Genomic DNA, 22,510 nt, shown 5'->3' with positions numbered 1-22,510 from the left:
GTCGGCTCCGTCCGCACATTCCACGAAAAGGTGACAACCAGCATGGTTTCAGCATCACAACCACGCATCTCACCAGGGCGGCTCCGGGAACTCGGTCCGGTGAACTGGTTTTTCTGGCAGGTGATCTCGCGCGCTATAGGCACAAGGGATGCCCACCTTTTCAGCACACTGGGTCGCACCCGCGGGCTGTTCCGTGGCTGGCTGCATTACGCGGGCAAGCTCATGCCAGGCGGGCGGCTACTCCGCCACGAATCCGAGCTGGTCATCATTCGCATCGCGCAGCTGCGCGGCTGTGCCTATGAGATGGACCATCACATCCGGATCGGCAGGCGTGCCGGTGTAACCGCCGAGATTCTCGATCGACTGCGCACAGGGCCGACCGCGGTCGGCTGGTCGGACAAACACCGCGCGCTGCTGACCGCCGTGGATCGCCTGGTGCAGACCCGCGATCTCGACGACGACACCTGGGCGGAACTGGCGAAACACTACGATGAACGCAGTCTGATCGAAATCGTCCTGCTGATCAACCAATACGACGGACTGGCCACCACGATCACCGCCTTGCGTATCCAGCGCGACGCCCTCTAGCGTCCAGACGCCGCTACTGCTGCCCGGCGCGGAGACAGTGGCTGCGACTCCCTCGGAATATCACTTCCTTCAAGGACTTTCGCTATTTTCGCACACTCATGTCAACAGATCATGTCGGTGGTTCGGGCTAGGCTGCCGACATGACCCCACAACTCGACTTCATCGGCATGATCGTTACCGACATGGCCGCCTCGGTGGCCTTCTACCGTCGTCTGGGACTCGACTTCCCCGCCGATTCCGATCAGCAGGAACATATCGAGGCCACCCTGCCCAACGGTCTGCGGCTCGCGCTCGACACCGAAGCACTCGTCGAGTCCTTCCACTCCGAGTGGACGCCACCGACCGGCCGAGGACGCCTCGGAATCGCTTTCCGCTGTGCCGACCCCGCTGCGGTAGACACAATGTACGCCGAGCTCGTAGCCGCCGGGTACTACGGTGAAAAGAAGCCGTGGGATGCTTTCTGGGGACAGCGCTACGCGATAGTGCAAGACCCGGACGGCAATAGCGTCGACCTGTACGCCGATCTCCCGACCGCCGCCCCGTAACCGAGGCGGGTGCTGTAGGGGGAATCACCGCGCACCGTGATAGCGCCGGTGGCCGTGGCGGTGCGGGCAGCGCCGAGCGCCGTGGTGATCGTCGACACGAGCATTACGAGCGCAGCCCGCCGCCACCTATCTAGCGATCCTCGGTCGGCGCCTCCTCGATGCGGCGCGCCAACCCATCCAAGACCAGAGCCAGACCGAATTCGTAGGCGTGGTCGGCGCTGTAGGCGCTGTCGTGCGCCTGACCGGCAGCCGCGCCGACTTGCGCGGCGAACGGGTAGCGCTGCTCATCGAAGACCTGCGCCAACACCGGCGCGACCCGCTCCCACCACTGGTGGTCGGACATGGCACTGTCAGCCGCCGCACGCTCGGTGTCGATAGCGATGCGAGCGACGGACGTGACAAAGCCGAGCACAAACGTCAGCGCGGCGTCCATAGCGACATCGTCGAGCCCGAGGCCATCGAACGCCCGCAGCTCATGGTCGTATTTCGCGGCGAGACCTGGGCCGAGCGGCGGGCGGGTGGTCGGCAGATAAGCCACCCACGGATGACGCGCCAACATGGCGCGATTCTCGGCAGCGACGCGGGTGACCCGTTCGCGCCAGGACAAGCCGGTCAAGTCGGCGCGCTCCATGCGCGCGTACACCGTGTCGAGCATGAGATCGATCAATTCGGCTTTCCCCGGCACGTATGTGTAGGTGGCCATCGGAGTCAAACCGAGCCGGGCGGCGACCGCACGCATTGTGAGAGCGCCGATACCTTCGACATCGGCGATCTGGATCGCCGCAGAGACGACCGCCTCGACGCTGCTGCGCTGTTTCGGGCCCCGCATGGTGCCCGAAGCCACCGGCAGCCGCCAGAGCAGCTCCACTGTGCGCACCGGATCACCCGCACTGCTGCGCTCCTTAGGCTGTCTCACTGTCGCACCACCGCCTCCTCACCTGATCGAACTCCGATGATATCGACGTGATACAGCTCACAATGCAGCCGGTGGAATATTTCTGTACAAAGTACATCGTACTAAGTACGTAATAAAATCCGCTGTTGATATCAAGGGAGGACCAATGAACATCACCGCTTCCACTATCTCGCTCAATGTCCCCGATCCGGATGCCTCGGCAAAGTTCTTGATCGACCACCTCGGATTCTCGGAGAAGATGTCGGCCGACGGGTTCGTCGCACTGGAGCGGCCCGACTCCGGGCTGGATATCGTCTATCTGCGCACCGGGCTGGAGAGCTTCAAACCGAAGACAGCGGCCGGAAGCGCGGGGGAAGGCCTGCTCGTCGCCTTCGTCGTCGACAATGTCGACGACGAGTACGACCGGCTGCGCGGTGAGGGGGTGCCGATCGTGACGCCGATCGAAACCGAGGAATGGGGTGAGCGGTACTTCCAGCTGAGCGACCCGAACGGAATAATCATCCAACTGCTGCAGTGGGTGTGAGCACAAACGGGCTGTGCGGCTTCGCTAGGAGTCGCACCGCTCGGCGCAAGCGGTCGCTGGGGCGTCCGCCCTGGTCGCGCCGCACGCGGGCCACACTGATTCAATGCCATGCGCCGACGCGCCGACGGCGTACGCCAGCGTGTGCTGTCGCAAACCCCGTAGCAGCGCGGGCGTGGCAGCATGGTGCGCCGGGAAGAGAACGGCATCAGCCCTGGGTTCCATAGGTATGGAGCTTCCCGCAGCAATCGACTTCGCACGTGGTCGCCACCAGTCCGTGCTCGCCACGATCCGTCGCAACGGACGTCCGCAACTATCCAACGTACTGCACGTCGTCGGCGCCGACGACCGCATCCGGATCTCCGTCACCGCCGACCGCGCGAAGTATCACAACCTGGTCCGCGATCCATGGGCGGCACTGCACGTGACCAGCGACGACTTCTTCGCCTATGCCGTTGTCGAAGGCACGACGGAACTCACCCCTGTTGCCACGGCCCCCGACGACCCCACGGCCGAAGCGCTTGTCGACTACTATCGCGCCGCCGTCGGTGAACACCCAGACTGGAGGGAGTACCGCACCACGATGGTTACCGAACGCCGTGCCCTGGTCCTGCTGGCACCGACTTACGCTTACGGCATGCTCCGATCCGCTGGATAGCGGTCGATGACAGCCGGAAAACATCCGGGTACGCCGGACCGCCCGCTCAGCGGGACAGCAGATCGGATACCGTGACGAACCGGTATCCCGTGGAGCGTAATTCGGCGATGATTCGTGGTACGGCGGCCAGTGCGCGGTCGGACCCGAACATAACGTGTAGCAGGATGATCGAGCCAGGCCGGACCGCACCCACCGTCTCGGTCACGATGTCATCCGCAGTGGCCTCCGGTTGCCCGGAATCCGGCTCGACGTCCCATGTCACGGTGACGCGGTCGTGTTCGGCGAGATAGCGTGGCAACGTCCATAGTTTCTTGCCATAGGGCGGGCGGAAGGTGATCGGACCTACGTAACCGGTTCGCCTTATCTCGGCGTCGGTACCTTCCACTTCCTCGCGGACAGTGCTTGGAGTGACGAAGATCATCCGGCGGTGCGAGTAGGTGTGGTTGCCGATCTCATGGCCCGCTGCTGCGATCGACTTCCCGTACTCGGGGTGTGCGGCGAGATCACGGCCGTTCAGATAGAAGGTGGCCGGAACCTGAGCATCGGAAAGAATCCGTAGCGCTTCGGGCGTGCGATCGGACGGTCCATCATCCAAAGTGAGCGCGACCACCTTTGCCTCGGTATCCACTCGATGCACTACCCGACCGGCGAGCTGGAATGTGCGAGCGTTCATCACGTAGTAGGTGCCCATAGCCAGCAGCAATACGATGACGAGCGCGGGCACAGTTCCGATCAACCACTTGCGGCGCATGTGTGCTATCCAACAGGATGGTCGCGCCACCGACGAGTTCGAACGCAGCCACCGACATGGAAAGAGTTGCCGGCACGTAACAGGGGCGCGCGATCGTCGGCCGCACGCCCCTGTCACCAGATCAGAAGTTGATCATGTGGCCGGCCAGACCGTGGAAGGCCTCCTGCAGTGCCTCGCTCAGCGTCGGATGGGTGTGCACATTGCGGGTCAGCTCGTTGACCGTCAAGTCCCACTTCTGCGCGAGTGTGAGTTCGGGCAGCAGTTCCGAGACGTCCGGGCCGATGAGGTGGCCACCGAGCAGCTCACCGTATTCGGCATCGGCGATCAGCTTGACGAAACCGGTCGGATCGCCGAGACCGTGCGCCTTGCCATTAGCGGTGAACGGGAAGGACGCGACCTGCACCTTGTAGCCCTCGTCCCTGGCCTGCTGCTCGGTCAAGCCGAAGCTGGCGACCTGCGGCTGGCAGAAAGTGGCACGCGGCATCATCCGGTAGTCGCCGAGCGGAACAGTCTGCGCGCCCGCGATGGTCTCGGCCGCGACCACCCCCTGTGCCTCGGCGACATGCGCGAGTTGCAGTTTCCCGGTGACGTCGCCGATAGCATAGATATTCGGCACGCTGGTGCGCATGTAATCGTCGATCGCGATGGCACCGCGGTCGATCTGCACCCCAGTGCTCTCCAGACCGTAGCCCTCGACGCGCGGCGCGAAGCCCACCGCCTGCAACACCTTGCCGACAGTGACAGTCTCGAGCGTCCCGGTCTTGTTGTCCTTGATCGAAACGGTGACCTTGGCGCCGTCGTCCTCGATGGACTGCACCGCAGCACCGGTGGTAATGGTGATGCCGAGCTTCTTGTACTGCTTGGTGATCTCCTTGGAGATATCCGCGTCCTCGTTCGGCAGGGCTCGATCGAGGAACTCGACGATGCGCACATCGACACCGTAGTTCTTCAAGACATAGCCGAACTCCATGCCGATCGCGCCCGCGCCGACGATGAGAATCGAATCGGGGAGATCCCTGGTGAGGATCTGTTCCTCATAGGTAACCACGTTCGCGCTCAGCTGGGTGCCGGGAAGCAGCTTGGTAACGGTACCCGACGCGATGATCGCGTTGTCGAACGTGATCGTCTCGGTACCGCCTTTGCCGAGCTCGATCGACATCGAGTTCGGGCCGGTGAAGGTACCCTTGCCGTCGAACTCGTCGATCTTGTTCTTCTTCATCAGGAAGTGCACGCCCTTGACCCGGCCGTCGGCGACTTTACGGCTACGGTCGAAAGCGACGCCGAAATCGAAGTTCACGTCGCCGGAGATACCGAAGGTCTTCGCTTCCTTGGTGAAGAGGTGAGCCAGCTCCGCATTCCGCAGCAGCGCCTTGGACGGGATGCAGCCGACATTGAGGCACACCCCACCCCAATACTTCTGCTCGACGATCGCGGTACGGAGACCTAACTGTGCCGCACGAATGGCGGCGACATAACCGCCTGGACCGGCACCGAGAACGACAACATCGTAATGGGAAGTCACGGGTTCGAGCCTAACTCCGTCGGCAGAAGTCCTCCCACCCTCCCCCGCGACGTCTAGGCATGGGCTGGGCCCTCAGCCATGCCACACCTGCTGAGCGACCCGCTGGAAATTCGCACCGAACACCGCGGCCCGATCCGCCGCACTGAACCCACGCCCGGCGAGCACCTCGTCCAAGCCGGGCACTTCCGTGGCACCGAGCAGGTCTTCCGGCGGAACCCAGCACAACGGCCCCCACTTGGTGTACGCCTCGGAAAAAGCACCCGGATTCTGTTGCAGCTCGGCATTGAAGTCTGCCGCATCGAAGGAATAATCCGTTCCGATCCCGATGTGCTCGATCCCCACCAATTCGGCGCCGTACTCGATATGTCGGGCCATCGCCGCGATCCGCTCCGCGCGCTCGTCGAGCGCGTTGTACCCCAAGAAAATTCCCACACCATTGATCCCGATCACGCCACCCGTCGCGGCACAGGACCTCGCCTGCTCGTCGGTGATGTTGCGCGGGTGGTCCCAGAGTGCGGCGAAGTTGGAGTGGCTGTAGATCATCGGCGCCCTACTTCGTTCCGCCAGCTCCAGCCCAGTCCGCCGGGAGCAATGCGACCCATCGGCGAACATTCCTACTTCGTTGAGCCTAGCGACCAAGTCGCGTCCGTATCCGGTGAGTCCGGTGTCCTCGCGGTCCAGACAACCGCAGCCCGCGGCGTTGGCATAGTTATAGACGAGCTGCAGCGACCGCACGCCGAGGTCATAGAATCGTGCGACATTGTCCAGATCACTGCCGATCGGCCCAGCATCTTCCAGGTCGAATGCCAGCGCGATGGTCGCGACGCCCCCGATGTCACCGACCGTGCGCACGAGATGAAAGCGATTGTCCACCAGAGCTTCTGCCCGAAACTGCTGTAGCAGGGCAAGGGAATCGGCCGTCGACTGCCGGGAATAGCCGACGTTCACCGACACGAAAGTCCCGGCCGGATAGCGCGCGAGGTCGCCGAGACACGCCGCAGACGACAACGGCAGAGCACAGTGCTGCTCCCAGAGAAACGGTGGCAATCGCGAACCTCCTTACGGAATCGACTATCGCACCAGAACTCGATGAACCACGATAGCCGAGCGACATTGCCCAGCGAACAGCGAACATATAGCAAGCAGATAGATAGTAACAGTACTGATCACGAAACCTACCTGGCCCAATCTTCCGTTCAGCCGGACATTTCCGAGCGCGTAACATGGAGAATGATTCGTCCGGTGAGTCGGCCCTGCGCTTCGAAGGCGGTGCGGCTATGCGTCGCTTGCTTCTCCTTTTCCTCTCCCTCACCGGCCTCTGGCTCACGCCCGGCCCGGCAGCCGCAAGCCCGGATTGTGAATCGGTCTGGGGTTCGCTGCACAAAACGAACTCAACCTGGTCGATCTCGTCGCTCACCGGGATAAGGACTGGTCGGCACACATGCTTCGACCGCCTGGTGTTCGACCTCGCCGGCTCGGTCACCGGATATCACGTCGGCTATGTCGAGCGCGTCGTCCTGGACGGATCCGGCGCGCTCGTCCCGCTGCGCGGCGGGGCGTCGCTGAATATCATCGTCAACGCCCCCGCCCTCGACAACACGAGCAACCCTACCTACATACCCGCTGACCGAACCGAACTCGCCGACGTACGCGACTACCACACCTTCCGCCAGGTGGCCTGGGCGGGCACCTTCGAGGGACAGACCACAATCGGGCTCGGCGTGCGCGCCAGGTTGCCGTTCCGGGTGTTCACTCTCCCAGGACCTGGCACGGGTGCGCGCATTGTCGTCGATGTAGCGCACTCCTGGTGAACTCTTCGCGTACCGCTCGACGAGAATGACAATATGAGCGGTGTTGAGCAGAATATGACGGACTCTTACCTCTGGCTCGAAGAAGTGAACAGCGAGGAGGCCCTTGACTGGGTCCGCGCGCGCAACACAGTCGTCGAGCGATTCGCCGACTCGGCTCGTTTCCGGGAACTGGAGCACCGCGTCCTCGATATGCTCGACACGGATACCAAGATCGCCTATCCCGTCCGCCGCGGCCGCTGGCTCTACAATTTCTGGCGCGACGATGAGCATCCACGCGGTCTCTGGCGGCGCACCACCTTCGCCGAATACACCAAGGACGCGCCGGAGTGGGACGTGCTGATCGACTTGGATGCCCTCGCCGCCGCCGAGAACGAGAACTGGGTGTGGGGTACGGCGGCGGTGCTGCGTCCCACACAATCTCGCGCGCTGATCAGGCTATCTCGTGGCGGGGCGGATGCGAAGGTGGTACGCGAGTTCGATATCGAACGACGAGTGTTCATCGATCCTGCGGACAATGGCTATTTCCTGCCCGAAGCGAAGTCGGATATCCGTTGGATCGACCATGACTCGGTGTATGTAGGCACCGATTTCGGCCCCGGCTCATTGACCGATTCCGGGTATCCACGAATCGCGAAGCTGTGGCGCCGCGGCACCACACTGACCGAAGCGACAACGGTTTTCGAAGGCGAGCCGAGTGATGTCGCGGTCTCGGCTGGTTATGACCGGACGCCGGGCTACGAACGGCACTTCGTCGGTCGCGCCACCGATTTCTTCAACGAAGAGGTTTACCTACTCGAAGACAACGGCACCATGCGACATCTCGATATCCCCAGCGATGCTGCCGAATCCTGGTACAAGGACTGGCTGTTGATCCGGCTGAAGTCGCCATGGGAAGTCGGCGGCGTCGACTATCCGGCCGGCGCGCTGCTGGCCACAGACTTCGAGAAATTTCTTTCTGGTGCAAGGGAATTCGAGGTAATATTCACCCCAGACGCTCATACCTCACTGCACGGCTACAGCTGGACCGAGAACCATCTGCTACTGGTCACACTAGAGAATGTGCAGACCAAGCTCTTCGTGCTCACACCGAGCGCGGCGGGATGGCGGCGCGAACCGCTGGCCGATACCCCACCCATGGCGACCACCAGGCTGCTGAACCTCGACCCATTGGAAAGCGGCGACGAATTCATGCTGGCAACCAGTGGTTTCACCACCCCGACTACTCTACTGACCAGTAGTGTCGGCGGGTCTACTCAACAACTCGAGCAAGAGCCCGGTTTCTTCGACTCCAATGGAATCGAGACCGAACAGTTCTTCGCCGTGTCCGACGATGGCACCCGAGTGCCGTACTTCGTGATCCGGCACCGTGACCGCAAGGATTCTCCCGGCCCGACGGTGATGTCCGGTTACGGCGGCTTCGAAGTGTCCCGCACCCCGACCTACAGCGGCGGGGTCGGCATGGGCTGGCTGGCGCGCGGCGGCACCTGGGTGACGACCAATATCCGAGGCGGCGGCGAGTACGGGCCACAATGGCACACCACAGTACAGAAAGCCAACCGGTACAAGGTATACGAGGACTTCGCCGCGATCGCCACCGATCTCGTCGCACGCGGCATCACCACTCCCGACCAGCTCGGCGCGGTCGGCGGCAGCAACGGCGGACTGCTTATGGGTGTGATGCTGACCCGCTATCCCGAGCTTTTCGGCGCGATCGTCTGCCAGGTGCCATTGCTGGACATGCGGCGCTACCACCTTCTGCTCGCGGGCGCCTCATGGATAGCGGAATACGGCGACCCTGATAGACCGGAAGAATGGGAGTACATCAGCAAGTACTCGCCCTACCAGAACGTGCGTGCCGACCTCGACTATCCGCCGATCCTGCTCACCACCTCGACCAGAGACGACCGGGTACACCCCGGACACGCTCGCAAGATGACCGCGTTATTAGAAGCCCGAGGCCACCAGTGCTGGTATCACGAAAACATCGAGGGTGGCCACGGCGGCGCCGCCGACAACAGGCAATCCGCCTTCCAAGCCGCGCTGATCTACGAGTTCTTCACTCGGATGCTCATCGAACGTGAACCGGTACGGCCGAACGAGCCGATCCCGACGACCACCTGAACTCCAGCAGCGCCGGGTCGCTACCGGTCGCGCAACCACTTCTCGATTCGATCGACAGTGCTGACGTGCTGGAGGATCCACCCGTTGTGGCCCAGTTCTTCCGGCTGCCGCCAGCACGTTACCTCGGCGTTCGGCAACTTTTCCAGCAGGTGCTCCGCAGAGCTGAGTGGGGTGAGATCATCGTCGGTCATCGTGATCGACAGCACGGGAAGGGTCAATCGCGCAATCCGTTCCTCATAGTCGATATCCGCACCCACCGGAATGAATCGACCGGTGCGGGCCAGTCTGGCCCAGTCCGAGATCAGCACCTTGGACTGGCGGCCGAACCCACCGGAGAGCCGATCCCCTGGCCAGAAACCCGCCAGATTCGCGGTCAGCGAGATCGCCGCAGTGCCGACCAGCATGCCCGGTCGCGAAAGCCCCTGGTAGCCCCGGTAATACGGGGTACCGGAAGCGATCAGAACAAGTCCGCCCAACCTGCCCCTTATGCGCGAGGCATACATGACGCCGAGCTGTCCCCCCAGACTGTGGCCGAGCAGATAAGGAGTGCTGTCCGGAAACTGTTCACGCACTACTTCGAAGATCGCGGGGAAGTCGACCGAGACCAGCTCGTGGTAACCGTAAGTACTGGCAGAACTCGGCTTCGGCCTGCTGTCGCCATTGCCGCGCAATTCACCGATCGCCATGTCGAACCCACGCGCCGCCAAACTGGAAGCGAATGGTTCGTAGTAACCGGCCGGAACGCCGAGCCCTGGCATGATCACCAGGACCGGACGCGGGGTATCCGGCGTGACCGGGTGCCGGTGCACGCCTTCAGCCGGGATCAACCGGACCGGAACCATGGTGCCGTCCGGCATCTGGATCGGGACTGTCCGCATGTACGCACGTTACCGTGCCACTACCGCCTCACTACGGGGCTACGCACCGACCGCGCCGACGATCATCCTGCTCAGCACTCGAATTACGTCATCGAGTGGTGGGCGAGGATCTGAGCCGCTCCACGCATCCACCACATAGTTGACAGCGCCGATGATCGCGAGCACCCGCATCTCGTAGTCCCCGGTAGGGATCTCACCGTGCAAGGCCGCGTCCTCGGCGACACCGGCCAATAGTGAGCCCCACTCCCGGCGTGCTTGGAGCCGGAACTTCTCCACCTTCGGCCCCGTACCGACCACCTCGACCAAAGCGACTCGCGCCTTACGCGGATCGGACCCGATGGTTTCGACATAGGCGCGCACGGCGGCGTCTATGTCCTCCAGTGTGCTCGCACCGGATTTCGAACCCAATGCTTTCTTCACGGCGTCCCGTGACTCCCGATCGATCTGTTCGTATAGCTCTAGGAGCAAGGACTCGCGGCCGGTGAACTCCTCGTAGAACTGTCGTGAAGAGAGTCCGGCGTCCTTGCAGATAGCACCGACCGAACTACTGGCGTAGCCGTCCCGCGCAAAGACCGTCAGGGCCGACTCCAGAAAACGCGCACGCCGCTGCCTCTGCCGGTCCTCCACGGGTTGCCCGGCATACATCCGACCTGTATTCGCATCCTGTGACATTGGGGCAGACAATACAGAAAGGCCCGATCGCGGTGACACGGTTCCGGCCCTTCGCGGCATCCGTCGATGCCAGAAACGTTAGCCAAAAGTTGTCCACACTGCGAAAAGCTCAGGAGCACACACCGAAACGTTATCCGGATTAAACTGTTTTCAACCAAGCTCGGCCTGAACCCTATGCGGTTAAAGGCAATTCCCACAGACCAGACTGCCACTTCCACCCTGCGCGCCACGTTGGTTGCGATAGATTAGCCATCTATGTCTGATTCGGAGGGCAAAGCTGGTAGCTCGGCCACTGAGTCGATGAGGTGATCGGGTGTGCGGTCGACTTGCCCACCACATTGATTCGCATGGTTTCCACTGCCTTCAGTTCTGGCGGATACACACCCGTGTCAGGCGCGATTCGTCGGCAGGCGCCCAGGCACACCCGCCGCACATGGCGATAACAGACACACCGCCCATCGTCGACTCCGTAACCCAGCACAGTGTCGGATGCGTGAATTCCGATGTCACGCGGGCACCCTGCGAGGGCTGCGGAGAGTTCGGAATGTCCACGACCACAGGATTTCCCGTTGCCTCGATACTCGGAAGACGGCCGGATCCGGTCACAGCGGGCGGTCAAGGCCGAGTGGAATGAATCCGAGTAGAACGAATCCAAGCGTTCAGCGCACCACGTAGGCAGGGTTCGCGGTCAGCGCTATCGGCGTGATCCGACTACAAACGCCGGAAGCCGGCCCACCCGAAGGTGGCCCGGCTTCCGGTTCGGCATACGGTGCCTGGTAGCTGGACTCAGAAGTCCATACCGCCCATGCCGCCGGTCGGGTCAGCCGCGGGAGCGGCGGCCTTCTCCGGCTTGTCTGCGACAACGGCCTCGGTGGTCAGGAACAAGGCCGCGATGGAGGCCGCGTTCTGCAGCGCAGAGCGGGTGACCTTGACCGGGTCGGCGACGCCCGCGGTCAGCAGGTCCTCGTACTCGCCGGAGTCGGCGTTCAGGCCGTTGCCCGCGGGCAGGTTGGCGACCTTCTCGGCGACCACGCCGGGCTCGAGACCGGCGTTGAAGGCGATCTGCTTCAGCGGAGCCGACAGCGCGACCTTCACGATGTTCGCACCAGTGGCCTCATCACCGGCCAGGTTCAGCGCGTCCAGCGCAGGGGCCGCCTGCAGCAGGGCGACGCCGCCACCGGCGACGATGCCCTCCTCGACAGCGGCCTTCGCGTTGCGGACGGCGTCCTCGATGCGGTGCTTGCGCTCCTTGAGCTCCACCTCGGTGGCCGCGCCCGCCTTGATCACCGCGACACCGCCGGCCAGCTTGGCCAGCCGCTCCTGCAGCTTCTCCCGGTCGTAGTCCGAGTCGGAGTTCTCGATCTCGGTGCGGATCTGCGCGACCCGGCCCTTGATCGCCTCCGCGTCGCCCGCGCCCTCGACGATGGTGGTCTCGTCCTTGGTGACGACGACCTTGCGCGCCTGGCCGAGCAGCTCGATACCCGCGGTCTCCAGCGAAAGGCCGACCTCTTCGCTGATGACCTCGCCACCGGTCAGAATCGCGATATCGGCCAGCTGCGCCTTACGACGGTCGCCGAAGCCGGGCGCCTTGACCGCGACGGACTTGAAGGTACCGCGGATCTTGTTGACCACCAGAGTGGACAGGGCCTCGCCCTCGACGTCCTCGGCGATGATCAGCAGCGGCTTGCCCGCCTGGATGACCTTCTCCAGCAGCGGCAGCAGGTCCTTGACCGTGGAGATCTTCGAGCCGACCAGCAGCAGGTACGGGTCCTCCAGGACCGCTTCCTGACGCTCCGGGTCGGTGACGAAGTAGCCCGAGATGTAGCCCTTGTCGAAGCGCATGCCCTCGGTCAGCTCCAGCTGGAGGCCGAAGGTGTTGCTCTCCTCGACAGTGATGACGCCTTCTTTGCCGACCTTGTCCATGGCCTCGGCGATCAGCTCACCGATGGACGCGTCGCCGGCCGAAATACCGGCGGTAGCGGCGATCTGCTCCTTGGTCTCGACCTCCTTGGCGGTGTCGAGCAGCTTGGCGGTGACAGCCTCGACCGCCTTCTCGATGCCTCGCTTCAGGCCCAGCGGGTTCGCGCCGGCCGCGACGTTACGCAGGCCCTCGCGCACCAGCGCCTGGGCGAGCACGGTCGCAGTGGTGGTACCGTCGCCCGCGACATCGTCAGTCTTCTTGGCGACTTCCTTGACCAGCTCGGCGCCGATCTTCTCGTACGGGTCCTCCAGCTCGATCTCCTTGGCGATGGACACGCCATCGTTGGTGATCGTGGGGGCGCCCCACTTCTTCTCCAGGACAACGTTGCGCCCCTTGGGGCCCAGCGTCACCTTGACCGCGTCGGCGAGGCTGTTCAGTCCCCGCTCGAGACCCCGGCGGGCCTCTTCGTCATACGCAATTGTCTTGGCCATGGCGTTGTTGAGATCCTCCATGTGTATGGCTGACACACAGGACGACCACAGGTTTGGGTCGCCCCAATTACGCTGGCCAGGTGCGGTGCCCGCGACGGACGACCGAGGGTGTCGATGGAACCCGGTCTCACCGTCCCGACCTGGCACTCACAGGTCGAGAGTGCCAAGAGCCTTTTTAGCACTCTAGGATGCCGAGTGCAAGGTCCGACAGCGCTACCGCGCCGGCTCAAGGACGATCGTCGACTCGCAGGACCAGGGCGACGAACGCGTCGGTGCGACGTTCCTCCGGCGTGCGCGGCTCGCCCTCCTCGACCGTGACGAGTTCGGCGTCGTGCAGCAACAGTTCGGCTTCTACCCGCATGATGGCGCGAATGAACGGCGGCGCCACATCCGGCGGCAAGTCGCCGTTCACCACATAGCTGCCATCGGGCTGGGGTTCGGTGGACACATACGAAAGCGCGCGCAGAAGATCTACGCGCCGCTCCCCCGCTATTAGGTCGGAATCTGTTTCATCCGCCATTGCTATAGCTTAGCCGCCACTGATTCTCGGTTAGTACCGGGCGATTCACCCACCTGACCCGGCTGAAAAAAGACGCAGTTCACTGCGCCTATCAAAGGATCATCGGCCACGCTGGACCGCACCAGGACCGCCGAGGCGACATGGATGCGGCGTAGATTCCAGGGGATCATGATCAGGCTCATCCCGAAAGGGGCCGCAGTGTCCGACCTGCCGTTCGATTCACTGTATCGGCACGGGTTCGCCCGAGTCGCGGTAGCGGTACCCCTGGTCGAGGTGGCCGATCCCGCACACAACGTAGAGCAGACTCTGGAGCGGGCCCGACAGGCGGCAGCGGCCGGGGCGGTGCTGACGGTGTTCCCCGAGCTGGGTGTATCCTCCTACACTGCGGACGACCTGTTCCATCAAGAAGCATTGCATACCGCGGTCGAAACGGCGCTCGCTCGGGCCGTCGCGGCGAGCACCGACATCGACACCGTGTTCGTGGTCGGCGCCCCGGTACGAGCACAGGGCAGGCTGTTCAATTGCGCGATCACGATCTGCCGCGGCGTCGTGCTCGGCGTCGCGCCGAAGAGCTATCTGCCCAACTATCGAGAGTTCTACGAAAAACGACAGTTCGCCGCAGCGCGGGAGAGCATGGAAGACCACATAACGATCGCCGGACAGCGGGTGCCATTCGGCTCCGACCTCCTCTTCCGGGCGAGTAATCTGGACGACTTCACCTTTCATGTCGAAATCTGCGAGGATGGGTGGGTTCCGCTACCACCGAGTGGTTTCGCCGCACTGGCCGGTGCGACGGTCCTGGTCAACCTGTCCGCGAGCAATATCGTGATCGGGAAAGCCGATTACCGGCGAGCGCTGTGCACCTCGCACTCGGCGCGCTACCTCGCGGCCTATCTGTATTCCGCTGCGGGCCACGGTGAGTCGACCACCGACCTCGCCTGGGACGGGCAGGCGCTGATCTGTGAGAACGGCGACCTGCTCGCCGAAGGCGAGCGATTCTGCGACGATCCCCAGCTGATCACCGCCGATATCGATCTGCGCCGCCTTGCCTCGGACCGATTACGCACCACCAGCTTCGCCGACAATGTGCACGATCACCGGGATCGGCTGACCGCGATGCGCCGTATCGAAGTGCGGCTGCCGATCCCCGATGGCCCGGTCGCGTTGCGCCGGGACATCGAGCGCTTCCCCTACGTTCCCGCCGACCCCGCAGTGCGCAACGAACGTTGTGCCGAAGTACAGCACATCCAAGTGGAGGGCCTGAGTACGCGACTGCGCGCCACCGGGATCCAGCGAGTGGTGATCGGAGTGTCCGGAGGACTGGACTCCACCCAAGCACTGATCGTGGCAGCCAAGACAATGGACCGGCTCGGCCTGCCGCGGACGAACGTATTGGCCTACACCATGCCCGGGTTCGCGACCAGCACTAGAACCAGAACCGACGCGCACCGCCTGATGTCCGCGCTCGGCGTTACGTCACACGAGATCGACATTCGTCCCTCGGCCACCCAGATGCTGCGCGACCTGGGCCACCCGGCCGCCACTGGGGCTACCCAGTACGACATCACCTACGAGAACGTGCAAGCAGGCGATCGGACCTCGCATCTGTTCCGGCTGGCCAACCAGTACCATGCACTCGTGGTCGGCACCGGCGACCTCAGCGAACTGGCGCTCGGCTGGTGCACGTTCGGAGTCGGGGACCATATGGCACATTACAATGTCAACGCCTCGGTGCCCAAGACATTGATCAAGTACCTGATCTCCTGGGCGGTGGACACCGAACAGTTCGGTCCCGACGCGAACGAGGCGTTGTCATCGATTCTGCGCACCGAGATCTCCCCCGAGTTGGTCCCGCACGCCGATTCGGCGTCGTCCGCACAGCCGAAGCAGAGTTCGGAAGCCATGGTCGGGCCCTACGAATTGCAGGACTTCCATCTGTACTACCTGCTGCGCTTCGGCTACCGCCCCAGCCGCATCGCCTATCTGGCTTGGCACACCTGGTCCGATCCCACCACAGGCCACTGGCCCGACCTCGTACCCGCCGACCAACGCAATGCCTATGATCTCGGCACGATCAAGCATTGGCTGGCCGAATTCCTACGTCGCTTTGTGCAGACCAGCCAGTTCAAACGCTCGACGCTGCCGAACGCGCCGAAAGTCGGCTCCGGTGGATCGCTCTCGCCACGTGGCGACTGGCGCGCGCCGAGCGATGCCTCGGCGGCGGCCTGGCTAGCGGAGCTCGCCCGTAATGTACCGGACTCCTGACCTGAGCTGACGGAGCCCGAGCGACGGTCCGATCGGCCGATGGCGCGCGAGCGTGCCCGGCCTTCCCGCCGAAACCGATCCCGCTTCGCCCTCGCACTCATCGGCGATCAGCTGACCAGTGATCAGAGGCGAGCCGCCCAGGCAGCACCGCGCACTACCCGTTCCTTCATCCATGCGGCTTTTCGCCCGGTCAATATCGTCCGACTCGGTGCGTCGTCGGCATGGACGAACTGGATCAGCCCGTCTCTCCTACCGAGGCTCAGACACTGGAACACATACCGGAATCGCAACTGCCCTGGTGTGCGGCCGCGCATTCGCGCGGTGACCGCATTGGCCACATACCTACCAGTCGGTAATGCTGTCGCGCAGGACATTCGCAACTCACGTTCACCAGGACCCGCGATGACAGCGGCATCACCCGCCGCATAGATATCCGGATGCGATACCGAACACAGAGTGGTGTCGGTCAGCACCCGGCCTGCCGGATCCACCGCAAGGCCTGCGCGCGTGGCGAGCTCGGGCACGCCGAAACCCGTGGTCCACACTGTCGCTTCGGCCTCGACCAACGATCCATCGGCCAAGCGCACGCCCTGAGTCGTCACTTCGATCACCTTCACGCCTGAGTGGATCTCGACCCCCAGACGCGCCAATACCCGCTGGATGTGTTCTTGCGCACGCGATGACAACCAAGCGCCCGGCTCCTGGGCACCGAGCAGCGACACGCGGAGTTCCGGAAACGATTCGGCCAGTTCGGCCGCGAGTTCGATCCCGGTCGGCCCGGCCCCGACGATCGCCACCGATCCGGATGGCACAGCCAACTGATCCGATGGTGTCGCAATGGAATAGGCGTGCTCGGCCACGCCGGGCACACCCTCGGCATCGGCGATACTTCCGAGGGCGTAGATCAGGGTGTCGTAATCGAGGGCTGGTGCCGCGGCGAGCACCACTCGCTTCCTGGCCGTATCGATATCAGTAGCCATCGCACGCACGAAACGAATATTCTTATTCTCCAGCATTTCCCGCAAATCCCACTCGGGAATCACCTGTCCGGCAGCCCGCTGGTGCAATCGCACTCGCTCAATGAACTTCGCCTGGGCATCCACCACGGTGATCTGCGCGTCCCGCGCCGTGCGCACGAGCCTGCGAGCTGCCGCCAACCCCGCGTACCCGGCGCCGAGGATGACGATCCGATGCTGTCCGGTCATGATGTGGCTCCCTTCCATAGGCCGACATCCTCTAGACCGCACAGCCACGCGAATCCTGACAGACCAGCACTATGAAACAGATCACAGCGAACGGCGTTTCCGGGGCAACACCGTACCCACCGACCGGTCGATACCACCAAGACCGGCGAAGTGAGCCAGCTTCTCCGGATTGACGATCAACCACAACGCGGTGATCTCCTGGTCGGTCATATCGACCCCTATCACAAGCAGCGGCATGTCGTTCGCCCGCGCGACCACAGCGGGCGCGCCGTTGATCTCCTCGATGAGCAAGCGCATCCCCGGCACCTCCCAACGCAGCAGACCCGCGATATACCGTGCTACACGGTTGGCGCCGACCACTGGACGCCGAGCCGCGCTGACCAGACCGCCACCGTCGGCTGTCGCGATCACATCAGCGGTAAGCATCTGCTCCAACGACCCGATATCGCCCTCACGCGCCGCCCGCAGAAACCGCTCGACGAGCTCGCGGGCGTGTTCGGCCGAAACACCGAAACGAGCCTGTCCTTCGCGCACCCGTAGCCCAGCGCGCCGGAATATCTGCTGTGAATTGGCCTCGGTCAGGTCGAGCATGGCGGCGATCTCGCGATGTGCGTACCCGAACGCCTCACGCAGCACGAAAACGGCACGCTCGGCCGGAGTCAACCGTTCCAGAGTGGTCAGCAATGCGAGCGAAACCAGCTCGCGCTGCTCGGCACGCTCCAATGGACCCAGTTCGCCGTGCGCGGTCGACACCGGTTCGGGCAACCACGGTCCGATATAGCTCTCTCGCCTTGCCCGCGCCGAAACCAACCACGTGCGGCAAAGATTGACCAGCGCCGTGGTCAACCACGCTTCGGCAGAGCGGATCCGGTCGCGGTCAGCGCCCTCCCAGCGCAGATAGGTCTCCTGCACAGCGTCTTCGGCCGCACTCGCCGAGCCGAGCATGCGGTAGGCCAGTGCGAACAATCGCGGTCGCTGCTCCTGGAATTCCCGCAGACCGTCCGGCTCCACAAAGCCACCTTCTCCCGTATTCGCCGGATACGACCGTACCTGCCGAGCATGAGCGAAGTGTCACGCAATGCCGACGCGACCGCATGCCGACGCGGGCTGTCGCGCGCCCGGAGGCGAATTCTCGTCCTAACGTCTACCGCCCGGCCGACGTAACCGGAGCCGCGCCGACGAGCCTCGGATCACCGGACGCCGGAGTTCGGGCCGTCGCCGGTCCGCACGACGCTGAGCACGCCGCTCGGCAGGCTTGTGCTGCCAGGTCTCCGGGCGCGCGGCCACCCAGCGCTTCGAATACCAGGCGAAAGGAATGTGTCCCAAATACAGCGCGACCAGCACCAGCAACAGCACGATCGGATAGGTGACCAGCGCTGCCGCGGCGAGCGCGACCAGCACCAGCAGCCCGGCCGCCGCCTGCGGGGCTACCGACACCGACTTCATGGCCAGCGTGGGTATCGTGCTGACCGATAACGCGGCCGCGAACACTGTCCAGGCCGCGACCTCGTAGAAGCCGACCCACCAGCCGTCACCGAACTGCACCAGCAACGCCACCGGCACCATCGCGATGAGCGCGCCCGCCGGAGCGGGCACACCCACGAAGTAGTCGCGCGCCCAGTCCGGCTGAGTGTCATCGTCCATCGAGGTGTTGAACCGGGCCAACCGCAGCACGATACTGACCGCGAACAACAGGGCGACAATCCATCCCGCACTGTTGCTGTCGAGCAAGCTCACATAGAGCACCAACGCGGGGGCTACACCGAAGGCGATAGCATCCGACAACGAGTCCAGCTCGGCGCCCATCTTCGTAGTGGCGGCGAGCATCCTGGCCAATCTGCCGTCCAGAGTGTCCAGTACGGCTGCCGCGCCGACCATCGCCAACGCGATGTTGAGTTTGCCGTCGAATCCGAATTTCACCGCCGACAGCCCGGCACACAATGCCAGGATGGTGACAATGCTCGGCAGTGGCCGGACGGTTCGCCGATGGCGGCGGGTGGATATCGCCACTTCCATCACGCGTCGATGATCGAGCCGAACGCGGCGAGCGCGGTCTCGCCGCCGACAGTACGCTGACCGGGCCGCACCAGCAGCTCGGTGCCGGGCGGGAAGTAGATGTCGACCCGCGAGCCGAAGCGAATCAGGCCATAGGTGTCGCCGGTGGCGAACACATCACCGACCTGCGCGTCGCAAACGATCCGGCGAGCGAGCAGCCCGGCGATCTGCACGACGACGACCTGTCGCCCATCCGGCGTTTCCAGCACCATACTGGTGCGCTCGTTCACCGAGCTGGCCTCGGGCAGGTCGGCGGAACGGAATTGTCCAGGCCGGTGCGACACCGTACGCACGATGCCGGAGACCGGCATGCGCTGTACGTGTACGTCCAGCACGGACAAGAAGATGCTGACCCTGGGCAACGGCTGCTCACCGAGGTCAGATTCGGCAGGGGGGGTGGCGGTATCGACAACAGCGATCTCACCATCGGCGGGAGCGACCACGACCCCAGGCCGATCCGGCGGCACTCGGCGCGGATGACGGAAGAACGCCGCGCAGGCCGCCGCGACGAGAAGTCCGGCTCGCCGTACCCAGCGGCGCTTGCCGCCGAGAACGGCGATCGCGACCGGCGCCGCGACGAATGGGAGCCCGGCGGGATGCAATGGGGGAATCGCATGACCGACCAGGTCGGCGATGTGACCGACCGCGGTACGTTCAGGCGTGCCGGGCGGGGTGGGACGGCGGGCCACAGGCTCCTCTTTCGTGCTCGATGCAGACAGGTTGCGCCCCTGGACGATATGGTCGGCGCAAGCGTTCACACCTTACGGGAAAAGAGCCTGTGGCATGCGACGTCAGGACCTGGCTGTACGGCCCGTGACCAGCTTCACCAGATACAACAAGATGACCGCGCCGCCAAGGCAGGTGAAGAAACTGAACCAGAGCCCGCCGCCTTCGACATCGACCCCGAACATTCTCAGTAGGAACCCACCGAGTAGACCACCGACCACCCCGACCACGATATTGAGGAGGATGCCCTGCTGAGCATCCGTCTTCATGATCTTACTGGCGATCCATCCGGCAAGACCGCCGATAATGATCCATCCGACAATCCCGAGACCTAGCATGGTGTCCTCGCATCACTAGTTGGACCACACCGCGAGCAACAGCGGCATACGTCGAGGAGATACCCAGATGATTGTCGAAATACGCACGCCATGTGGACAGTTCTCGGGCTAATATGAGGGTGCCTCATATCCATCGTCGCACAGGCAGAGGCCGGAGAGTCACGGATTTCGATGCTTCGGGAAATCTGACGGCGCCACCGCAGGGTATATAGGAGACGCAGATGGCTGCTCGCATAGCCCAGACCACCGGGGCAGAGCATACGGCGATTCTCGGGCTCGGCGTTTACCGCCCCGCTCGGGTGGTCACCAACGACGAGGTCGCAGGACCGATCAATTCGAGCGATGAGTGGATCCGGACCAGATCGGGCATCAAGACCCGAAGGTTCGCCGACAAATCGGAAACGATTCAGAGCATGAGTGTCGCGGCTGCCCGCGACGCGTTGGAATCTTCGGGTGTCGCGGTCGACCAAATCGATTGCCTCATCGTCGCCACATCGACACATCTACTGCTGACACCGGCCGCGGCCCCGCCCATCGCCACCGAACTCGGTATGAATGGTGCCGCCGCTTTCGATATCTCGGCCGGCTGTGCCGGCTTCTGCCACGCGCTTGCCCTCGCATCGGACTTGGTCCGAGCAGGCACCGCCGGACATATCCTGGTGATCGGCGTGGAGAAGCTGACCAACACCGTCAACCCCACCGATCGCGCCACCGCCTTCCTCTTCGCAGACGGTGCGGGCGCGGTGATCGTCGGCCCCTCCGACAAACAGGGCATCGGTCCTACGGTCTGGGGCTCGGACGGTACACAGCACCATGCCATCCGGCAGGACAAGGACTGGATGGAGTTCTTCGCGGAAATCGATGAGAAGGGTCTGGACGCGGTAAGGCCCTACATGGCCATGGAAGGTACCGCGGTATTCCGATGGGCGGCACACTCTTTGGAGAAGGTGTGCCTCGACGCGATCGACCGCGCCGGCTTGTCCCCCGATGATCTGGACGCGATGATCCCACATCAGGCCAACGGCCGGATCATCGAGATCATGGCCCGGGTGCTGAAACTGCCCGAACACTGCGCGATCGCCACCGACATCGAGGAGGCGGGCAACACCTCAGCTGCGTCGGTCCCGCTGGCCATGGAGTCGCTGCTGCGCACAGGCAAGTCGAAGCCGGGAGACGCGGCGCTGCTCATCGCGTTCGGCGCGGGCTTGTCCTACGCGGCTCAGGTCGTGCACCTGCCCAATTGGCGGTAAGGCTCAGCGCCGCGCCCGAGCACCGGCACTGTATCGGCATACCGGGACACCGCCTCGGCGAATACCCTGCGCCAGGAAGGTCGGGATCGGCTCCGTGATCATCCGAAGCCGGTCCCGCCACATTCCATGATCAGGCGTGTGCCTCGACCGCGAGCTTGATCTTGTCCAGAGTCTGGTTCATACCACGGACCAGTGCGTCCTCGAACGACAGTTCACCGCCGAGCACCGCTTTGATCGCCGTACGCGAGAACCATGTGGTGCCATTGGGCACATCCCGGCGTTCGATCAACCGAGTACCGTTCTCGGTCGGCTCCAGGGTGTAGCTCCATACGGTGCGGTTCTCGTTGATCCGAAAGGCAAATGCCTGGTTCGGCTCGTATCGCACAATGCGGGCAGTGGTCGGCCAGTACTTCATGCCGTCATGGTTGAGGTTGAGCATCCAAGTGCCCGCTTTGATCGAGCCGAGCATCACCATACGCACACACTGTGGGCTGAACTCCGGCATTCGCTTCAAGTCTGAGACCACCTCCCACACCTGTTCCGGCGGCGCGGAGATGTCGATGGCGACTTCGAGATTGTTCGGCAAGACTGCCTCCGAGATACATACGACGAGCCGATGAAGGCCTGTCCGGACGAAGATCTGCCCGGACGATTTCTGACTTCTAGAGCACATTTTAGTTGAGAAGACAGTTGCGTCACATTTTTACCGCTCGAACAACAGCCGGTGTAATAGGCGGCGCACAATGACAGATAGATG

General features: G+C 63.4%; 22 protein-coding genes. 8 read left to right on the top strand and 14 right to left on the bottom strand.

Features of this window, described 5'->3' with window-relative positions; all coding sequences use genetic code 11:
* The first annotated feature begins 42 nt into the window (after window positions 1-42).
* Both ACX4ZE_RS14900 and ACX4ZE_RS14895 read left to right on the top strand, forming a co-directional pair.
* Complete coding sequence (locus ACX4ZE_RS14900; RefSeq protein ID WP_480274014.1) at window positions 43-588, top strand: carboxymuconolactone decarboxylase family protein; 546 nt, start codon at window positions 43-45, stop codon at window positions 586-588.
* Between the two features lie 140 nt (window positions 589-728).
* Window positions 729-1,133, top strand: coding sequence for a VOC family protein (locus tag ACX4ZE_RS14895; protein WP_480274013.1), 405 nt, complete (start codon window positions 729-731; stop codon window positions 1,131-1,133).
* A gap of 130 nt (window positions 1,134-1,263) precedes the next feature.
* Here ACX4ZE_RS14895 and ACX4ZE_RS14890 read toward each other — a convergent pair whose 3' ends face one another.
* On the bottom strand, window positions 1,264-2,049 hold the full coding sequence (locus tag ACX4ZE_RS14890; protein ID WP_480274012.1) for a TetR/AcrR family transcriptional regulator: 786 nt from the start codon (window positions 2,047-2,049) through the stop codon (window positions 1,264-1,266).
* A gap of 145 nt (window positions 2,050-2,194) precedes the next feature.
* On the opposite strand from ACX4ZE_RS14890, the gene ACX4ZE_RS14885 reads away from it, so the two are divergent.
* Window positions 2,195-2,572 carry a VOC family protein gene (locus ACX4ZE_RS14885; protein WP_480274011.1) on the top strand — a complete coding sequence of 126 codons (378 nt, stop codon included), beginning with the start codon at window positions 2,195-2,197 and terminating at the stop codon, window positions 2,570-2,572.
* A 226-nt stretch (window positions 2,573-2,798) separates the two neighbouring features.
* The gene (locus ACX4ZE_RS14880; RefSeq protein WP_480274010.1) at window positions 2,799-3,227 is read left to right on the top strand and encodes a PPOX class F420-dependent oxidoreductase; all 429 of its coding nucleotides are present in this window, start codon (window positions 2,799-2,801) and stop codon (window positions 3,225-3,227) included.
* 46 nt (window positions 3,228-3,273) lie between these two features.
* On the opposite strand, the gene ACX4ZE_RS14875 is transcribed toward ACX4ZE_RS14880, so the two are convergent.
* From ACX4ZE_RS14875 to ACX4ZE_RS14865, 3 genes are all read right to left on the bottom strand, one after another.
* Window positions 3,274-3,978, bottom strand: a complete 705-nt coding sequence (locus ACX4ZE_RS14875; RefSeq protein WP_480274009.1) for a polysaccharide deacetylase family protein — start codon at window positions 3,976-3,978, stop codon at window positions 3,274-3,276.
* 121 nt (window positions 3,979-4,099) lie between these two features.
* Window positions 4,100-5,500, bottom strand: coding sequence for a dihydrolipoyl dehydrogenase (gene lpdA, locus ACX4ZE_RS14870; protein ID WP_480274008.1), 1,401 nt, complete (start codon window positions 5,498-5,500; stop codon window positions 4,100-4,102).
* A gap of 72 nt (window positions 5,501-5,572) precedes the next feature.
* The gene (locus ACX4ZE_RS14865) at window positions 5,573-6,547 is read right to left on the bottom strand and encodes a dipeptidase (RefSeq protein WP_480274007.1); all 975 of its coding nucleotides are present in this window, start codon (window positions 6,545-6,547) and stop codon (window positions 5,573-5,575) included.
* 176 nt (window positions 6,548-6,723) lie between these two features.
* On the opposite strand from ACX4ZE_RS14865, the gene ACX4ZE_RS14860 reads away from it, so the two are divergent.
* Complete coding sequence (locus ACX4ZE_RS14860) at window positions 6,724-7,311, top strand: AMIN-like domain-containing (lipo)protein (RefSeq protein ID WP_480274006.1); 588 nt, start codon at window positions 6,724-6,726, stop codon at window positions 7,309-7,311.
* 33 nt (window positions 7,312-7,344) lie between these two features.
* A complete protein-coding gene (locus ACX4ZE_RS14855) occupies window positions 7,345-9,432 on the top strand; it encodes a prolyl oligopeptidase family serine peptidase (RefSeq protein WP_480274005.1) in 2,088 nt (695 codons plus the stop codon).
* 20 nt (window positions 9,433-9,452) lie between these two features.
* Here the strand turns inward: ACX4ZE_RS14855 and ACX4ZE_RS14850 are convergent, their stop codons facing one another.
* The 4 genes from ACX4ZE_RS14850 to ACX4ZE_RS14835 form a co-directional block, all read right to left on the bottom strand.
* Complete coding sequence (locus tag ACX4ZE_RS14850; protein ID WP_480274004.1) at window positions 9,453-10,310, bottom strand: alpha/beta hydrolase family protein; 858 nt, start codon at window positions 10,308-10,310, stop codon at window positions 9,453-9,455.
* A gap of 39 nt (window positions 10,311-10,349) precedes the next feature.
* Entirely contained in the window at window positions 10,350-10,982 is a 633-nt protein-coding gene (locus ACX4ZE_RS14845; protein WP_480274003.1) for a TetR/AcrR family transcriptional regulator, read from the bottom strand.
* 786 nt (window positions 10,983-11,768) lie between these two features.
* On the bottom strand, window positions 11,769-13,394 hold the full coding sequence (groL, locus tag ACX4ZE_RS14840) for a chaperonin GroEL (RefSeq protein WP_480274002.1): 1,626 nt from the start codon (window positions 13,392-13,394) through the stop codon (window positions 11,769-11,771).
* Window positions 13,395-13,620: 226 nt separating this feature from the next.
* Window positions 13,621-13,914 carry a hypothetical protein gene (locus ACX4ZE_RS14835; protein ID WP_480274001.1) on the bottom strand — a complete coding sequence of 98 codons (294 nt, stop codon included), beginning with the start codon at window positions 13,912-13,914 and terminating at the stop codon, window positions 13,621-13,623.
* Window positions 13,915-14,082: 168 nt separating this feature from the next.
* On the opposite strand from ACX4ZE_RS14835, the gene ACX4ZE_RS14830 reads away from it, so the two are divergent.
* Entirely contained in the window at window positions 14,083-16,179 is a 2,097-nt protein-coding gene (locus ACX4ZE_RS14830) for an NAD(+) synthase (protein ID WP_480274049.1), read from the top strand.
* Between the two features lie 122 nt (window positions 16,180-16,301).
* On the opposite strand, the gene ACX4ZE_RS14825 is transcribed toward ACX4ZE_RS14830, so the two are convergent.
* The 5 genes from ACX4ZE_RS14825 to ACX4ZE_RS14805 form a co-directional block, all read right to left on the bottom strand.
* Window positions 16,302-17,384 carry an NAD(P)/FAD-dependent oxidoreductase gene (locus tag ACX4ZE_RS14825; protein ID WP_480274000.1) on the bottom strand — a complete coding sequence of 361 codons (1,083 nt, stop codon included), beginning with the start codon at window positions 17,382-17,384 and terminating at the stop codon, window positions 16,302-16,304.
* Between the two features lie 81 nt (window positions 17,385-17,465).
* Window positions 17,466-18,395: an RNA polymerase sigma-70 factor gene (locus ACX4ZE_RS14820; RefSeq protein ID WP_480273999.1), complete on the bottom strand. Its 930-nt coding sequence runs from the start codon at window positions 18,393-18,395 to the stop codon at window positions 17,466-17,468.
* Window positions 18,396-18,521: 126 nt separating this feature from the next.
* Window positions 18,522-19,400 carry a CDP-alcohol phosphatidyltransferase family protein gene (locus ACX4ZE_RS14815; protein ID WP_480274048.1) on the bottom strand — a complete coding sequence of 293 codons (879 nt, stop codon included), beginning with the start codon at window positions 19,398-19,400 and terminating at the stop codon, window positions 18,522-18,524.
* A complete protein-coding gene (locus ACX4ZE_RS14810; RefSeq protein WP_480273998.1) occupies window positions 19,400-20,128 on the bottom strand; it encodes a phosphatidylserine decarboxylase in 729 nt (242 codons plus the stop codon). The genes ACX4ZE_RS14815 and ACX4ZE_RS14810 overlap by 1 nt, the downstream gene beginning before the upstream one ends.
* 102 nt (window positions 20,129-20,230) lie before the next feature.
* Window positions 20,231-20,503, bottom strand: coding sequence for a GlsB/YeaQ/YmgE family stress response membrane protein (locus tag ACX4ZE_RS14805; RefSeq protein ID WP_480273997.1), 273 nt, complete (start codon window positions 20,501-20,503; stop codon window positions 20,231-20,233).
* Window positions 20,504-20,724: 221 nt separating this feature from the next.
* On the opposite strand from ACX4ZE_RS14805, the gene ACX4ZE_RS14800 reads away from it, so the two are divergent.
* Window positions 20,725-21,753, top strand: coding sequence for a beta-ketoacyl-ACP synthase III (locus tag ACX4ZE_RS14800; RefSeq protein WP_480273996.1), 1,029 nt, complete (start codon window positions 20,725-20,727; stop codon window positions 21,751-21,753).
* A 130-nt stretch (window positions 21,754-21,883) separates the two neighbouring features.
* On the opposite strand, the gene ACX4ZE_RS14795 is transcribed toward ACX4ZE_RS14800, so the two are convergent.
* A complete protein-coding gene (locus ACX4ZE_RS14795; RefSeq protein WP_480273995.1) occupies window positions 21,884-22,339 on the bottom strand; it encodes an SRPBCC family protein in 456 nt (151 codons plus the stop codon).
* Between the last annotated feature and the right edge of the window lie 171 nt (window positions 22,340-22,510).

This window comes from Nocardia sp. TBRC8007 (genome assembly GCF_056629435.1).
The sequence above is the reverse complement of the archived record's forward strand: the minus strand, read 5'-3'. Positions and strand labels throughout refer to the sequence as shown.

Coding starts and splice junctions, on each gene's coding strand:
- ACX4ZE_RS14900 (WP_480274014.1), top strand. CDS start 43: ATGGTTTCAGCATCACAACCACGCATCTCACCAGGGCGGCTCCGGGAA.
- ACX4ZE_RS14895 (WP_480274013.1), top strand. CDS start 729: ATGACCCCACAACTCGACTTCATCGGCATGATCGTTACCGACATGGCC.
- ACX4ZE_RS14885 (WP_480274011.1), top strand. CDS start 2,195: ATGAACATCACCGCTTCCACTATCTCGCTCAATGTCCCCGATCCGGAT.
- ACX4ZE_RS14880 (WP_480274010.1), top strand. CDS start 2,799: ATGGAGCTTCCCGCAGCAATCGACTTCGCACGTGGTCGCCACCAGTCC.
- ACX4ZE_RS14875 (WP_480274009.1), bottom strand. CDS start 3,978: ATGCGCCGCAAGTGGTTGATCGGAACTGTGCCCGCGCTCGTCATCGTA.
- ACX4ZE_RS14860 (WP_480274006.1), top strand. CDS start 6,724: ATGGAGAATGATTCGTCCGGTGAGTCGGCCCTGCGCTTCGAAGGCGGT.
- ACX4ZE_RS14855 (WP_480274005.1), top strand. CDS start 7,345: ATGAGCGGTGTTGAGCAGAATATGACGGACTCTTACCTCTGGCTCGAA.
- ACX4ZE_RS14850 (WP_480274004.1), bottom strand. CDS start 10,310: ATGCGGACAGTCCCGATCCAGATGCCGGACGGCACCATGGTTCCGGTC.
- ACX4ZE_RS14845 (WP_480274003.1), bottom strand. CDS start 10,982: ATGTCACAGGATGCGAATACAGGTCGGATGTATGCCGGGCAACCCGTG.
- groL (WP_480274002.1), bottom strand. CDS start 13,394: ATGGCCAAGACAATTGCGTATGACGAAGAGGCCCGCCGGGGTCTCGAG.
- ACX4ZE_RS14835 (WP_480274001.1), bottom strand. CDS start 13,914: ATGGCGGATGAAACAGATTCCGACCTAATAGCGGGGGAGCGGCGCGTA.
- ACX4ZE_RS14830 (WP_480274049.1), top strand. CDS start 14,083: ATGATCAGGCTCATCCCGAAAGGGGCCGCAGTGTCCGACCTGCCGTTC.
- ACX4ZE_RS14825 (WP_480274000.1), bottom strand. CDS start 17,384: ATGACCGGACAGCATCGGATCGTCATCCTCGGCGCCGGGTACGCGGGG.
- ACX4ZE_RS14815 (WP_480274048.1), bottom strand. CDS start 19,400: ATGGAAGTGGCGATATCCACCCGCCGCCATCGGCGAACCGTCCGGCCA.
- ACX4ZE_RS14805 (WP_480273997.1), bottom strand. CDS start 20,503: ATGCTAGGTCTCGGGATTGTCGGATGGATCATTATCGGCGGTCTTGCC.
- ACX4ZE_RS14800 (WP_480273996.1), top strand. CDS start 20,725: ATGGCTGCTCGCATAGCCCAGACCACCGGGGCAGAGCATACGGCGATT.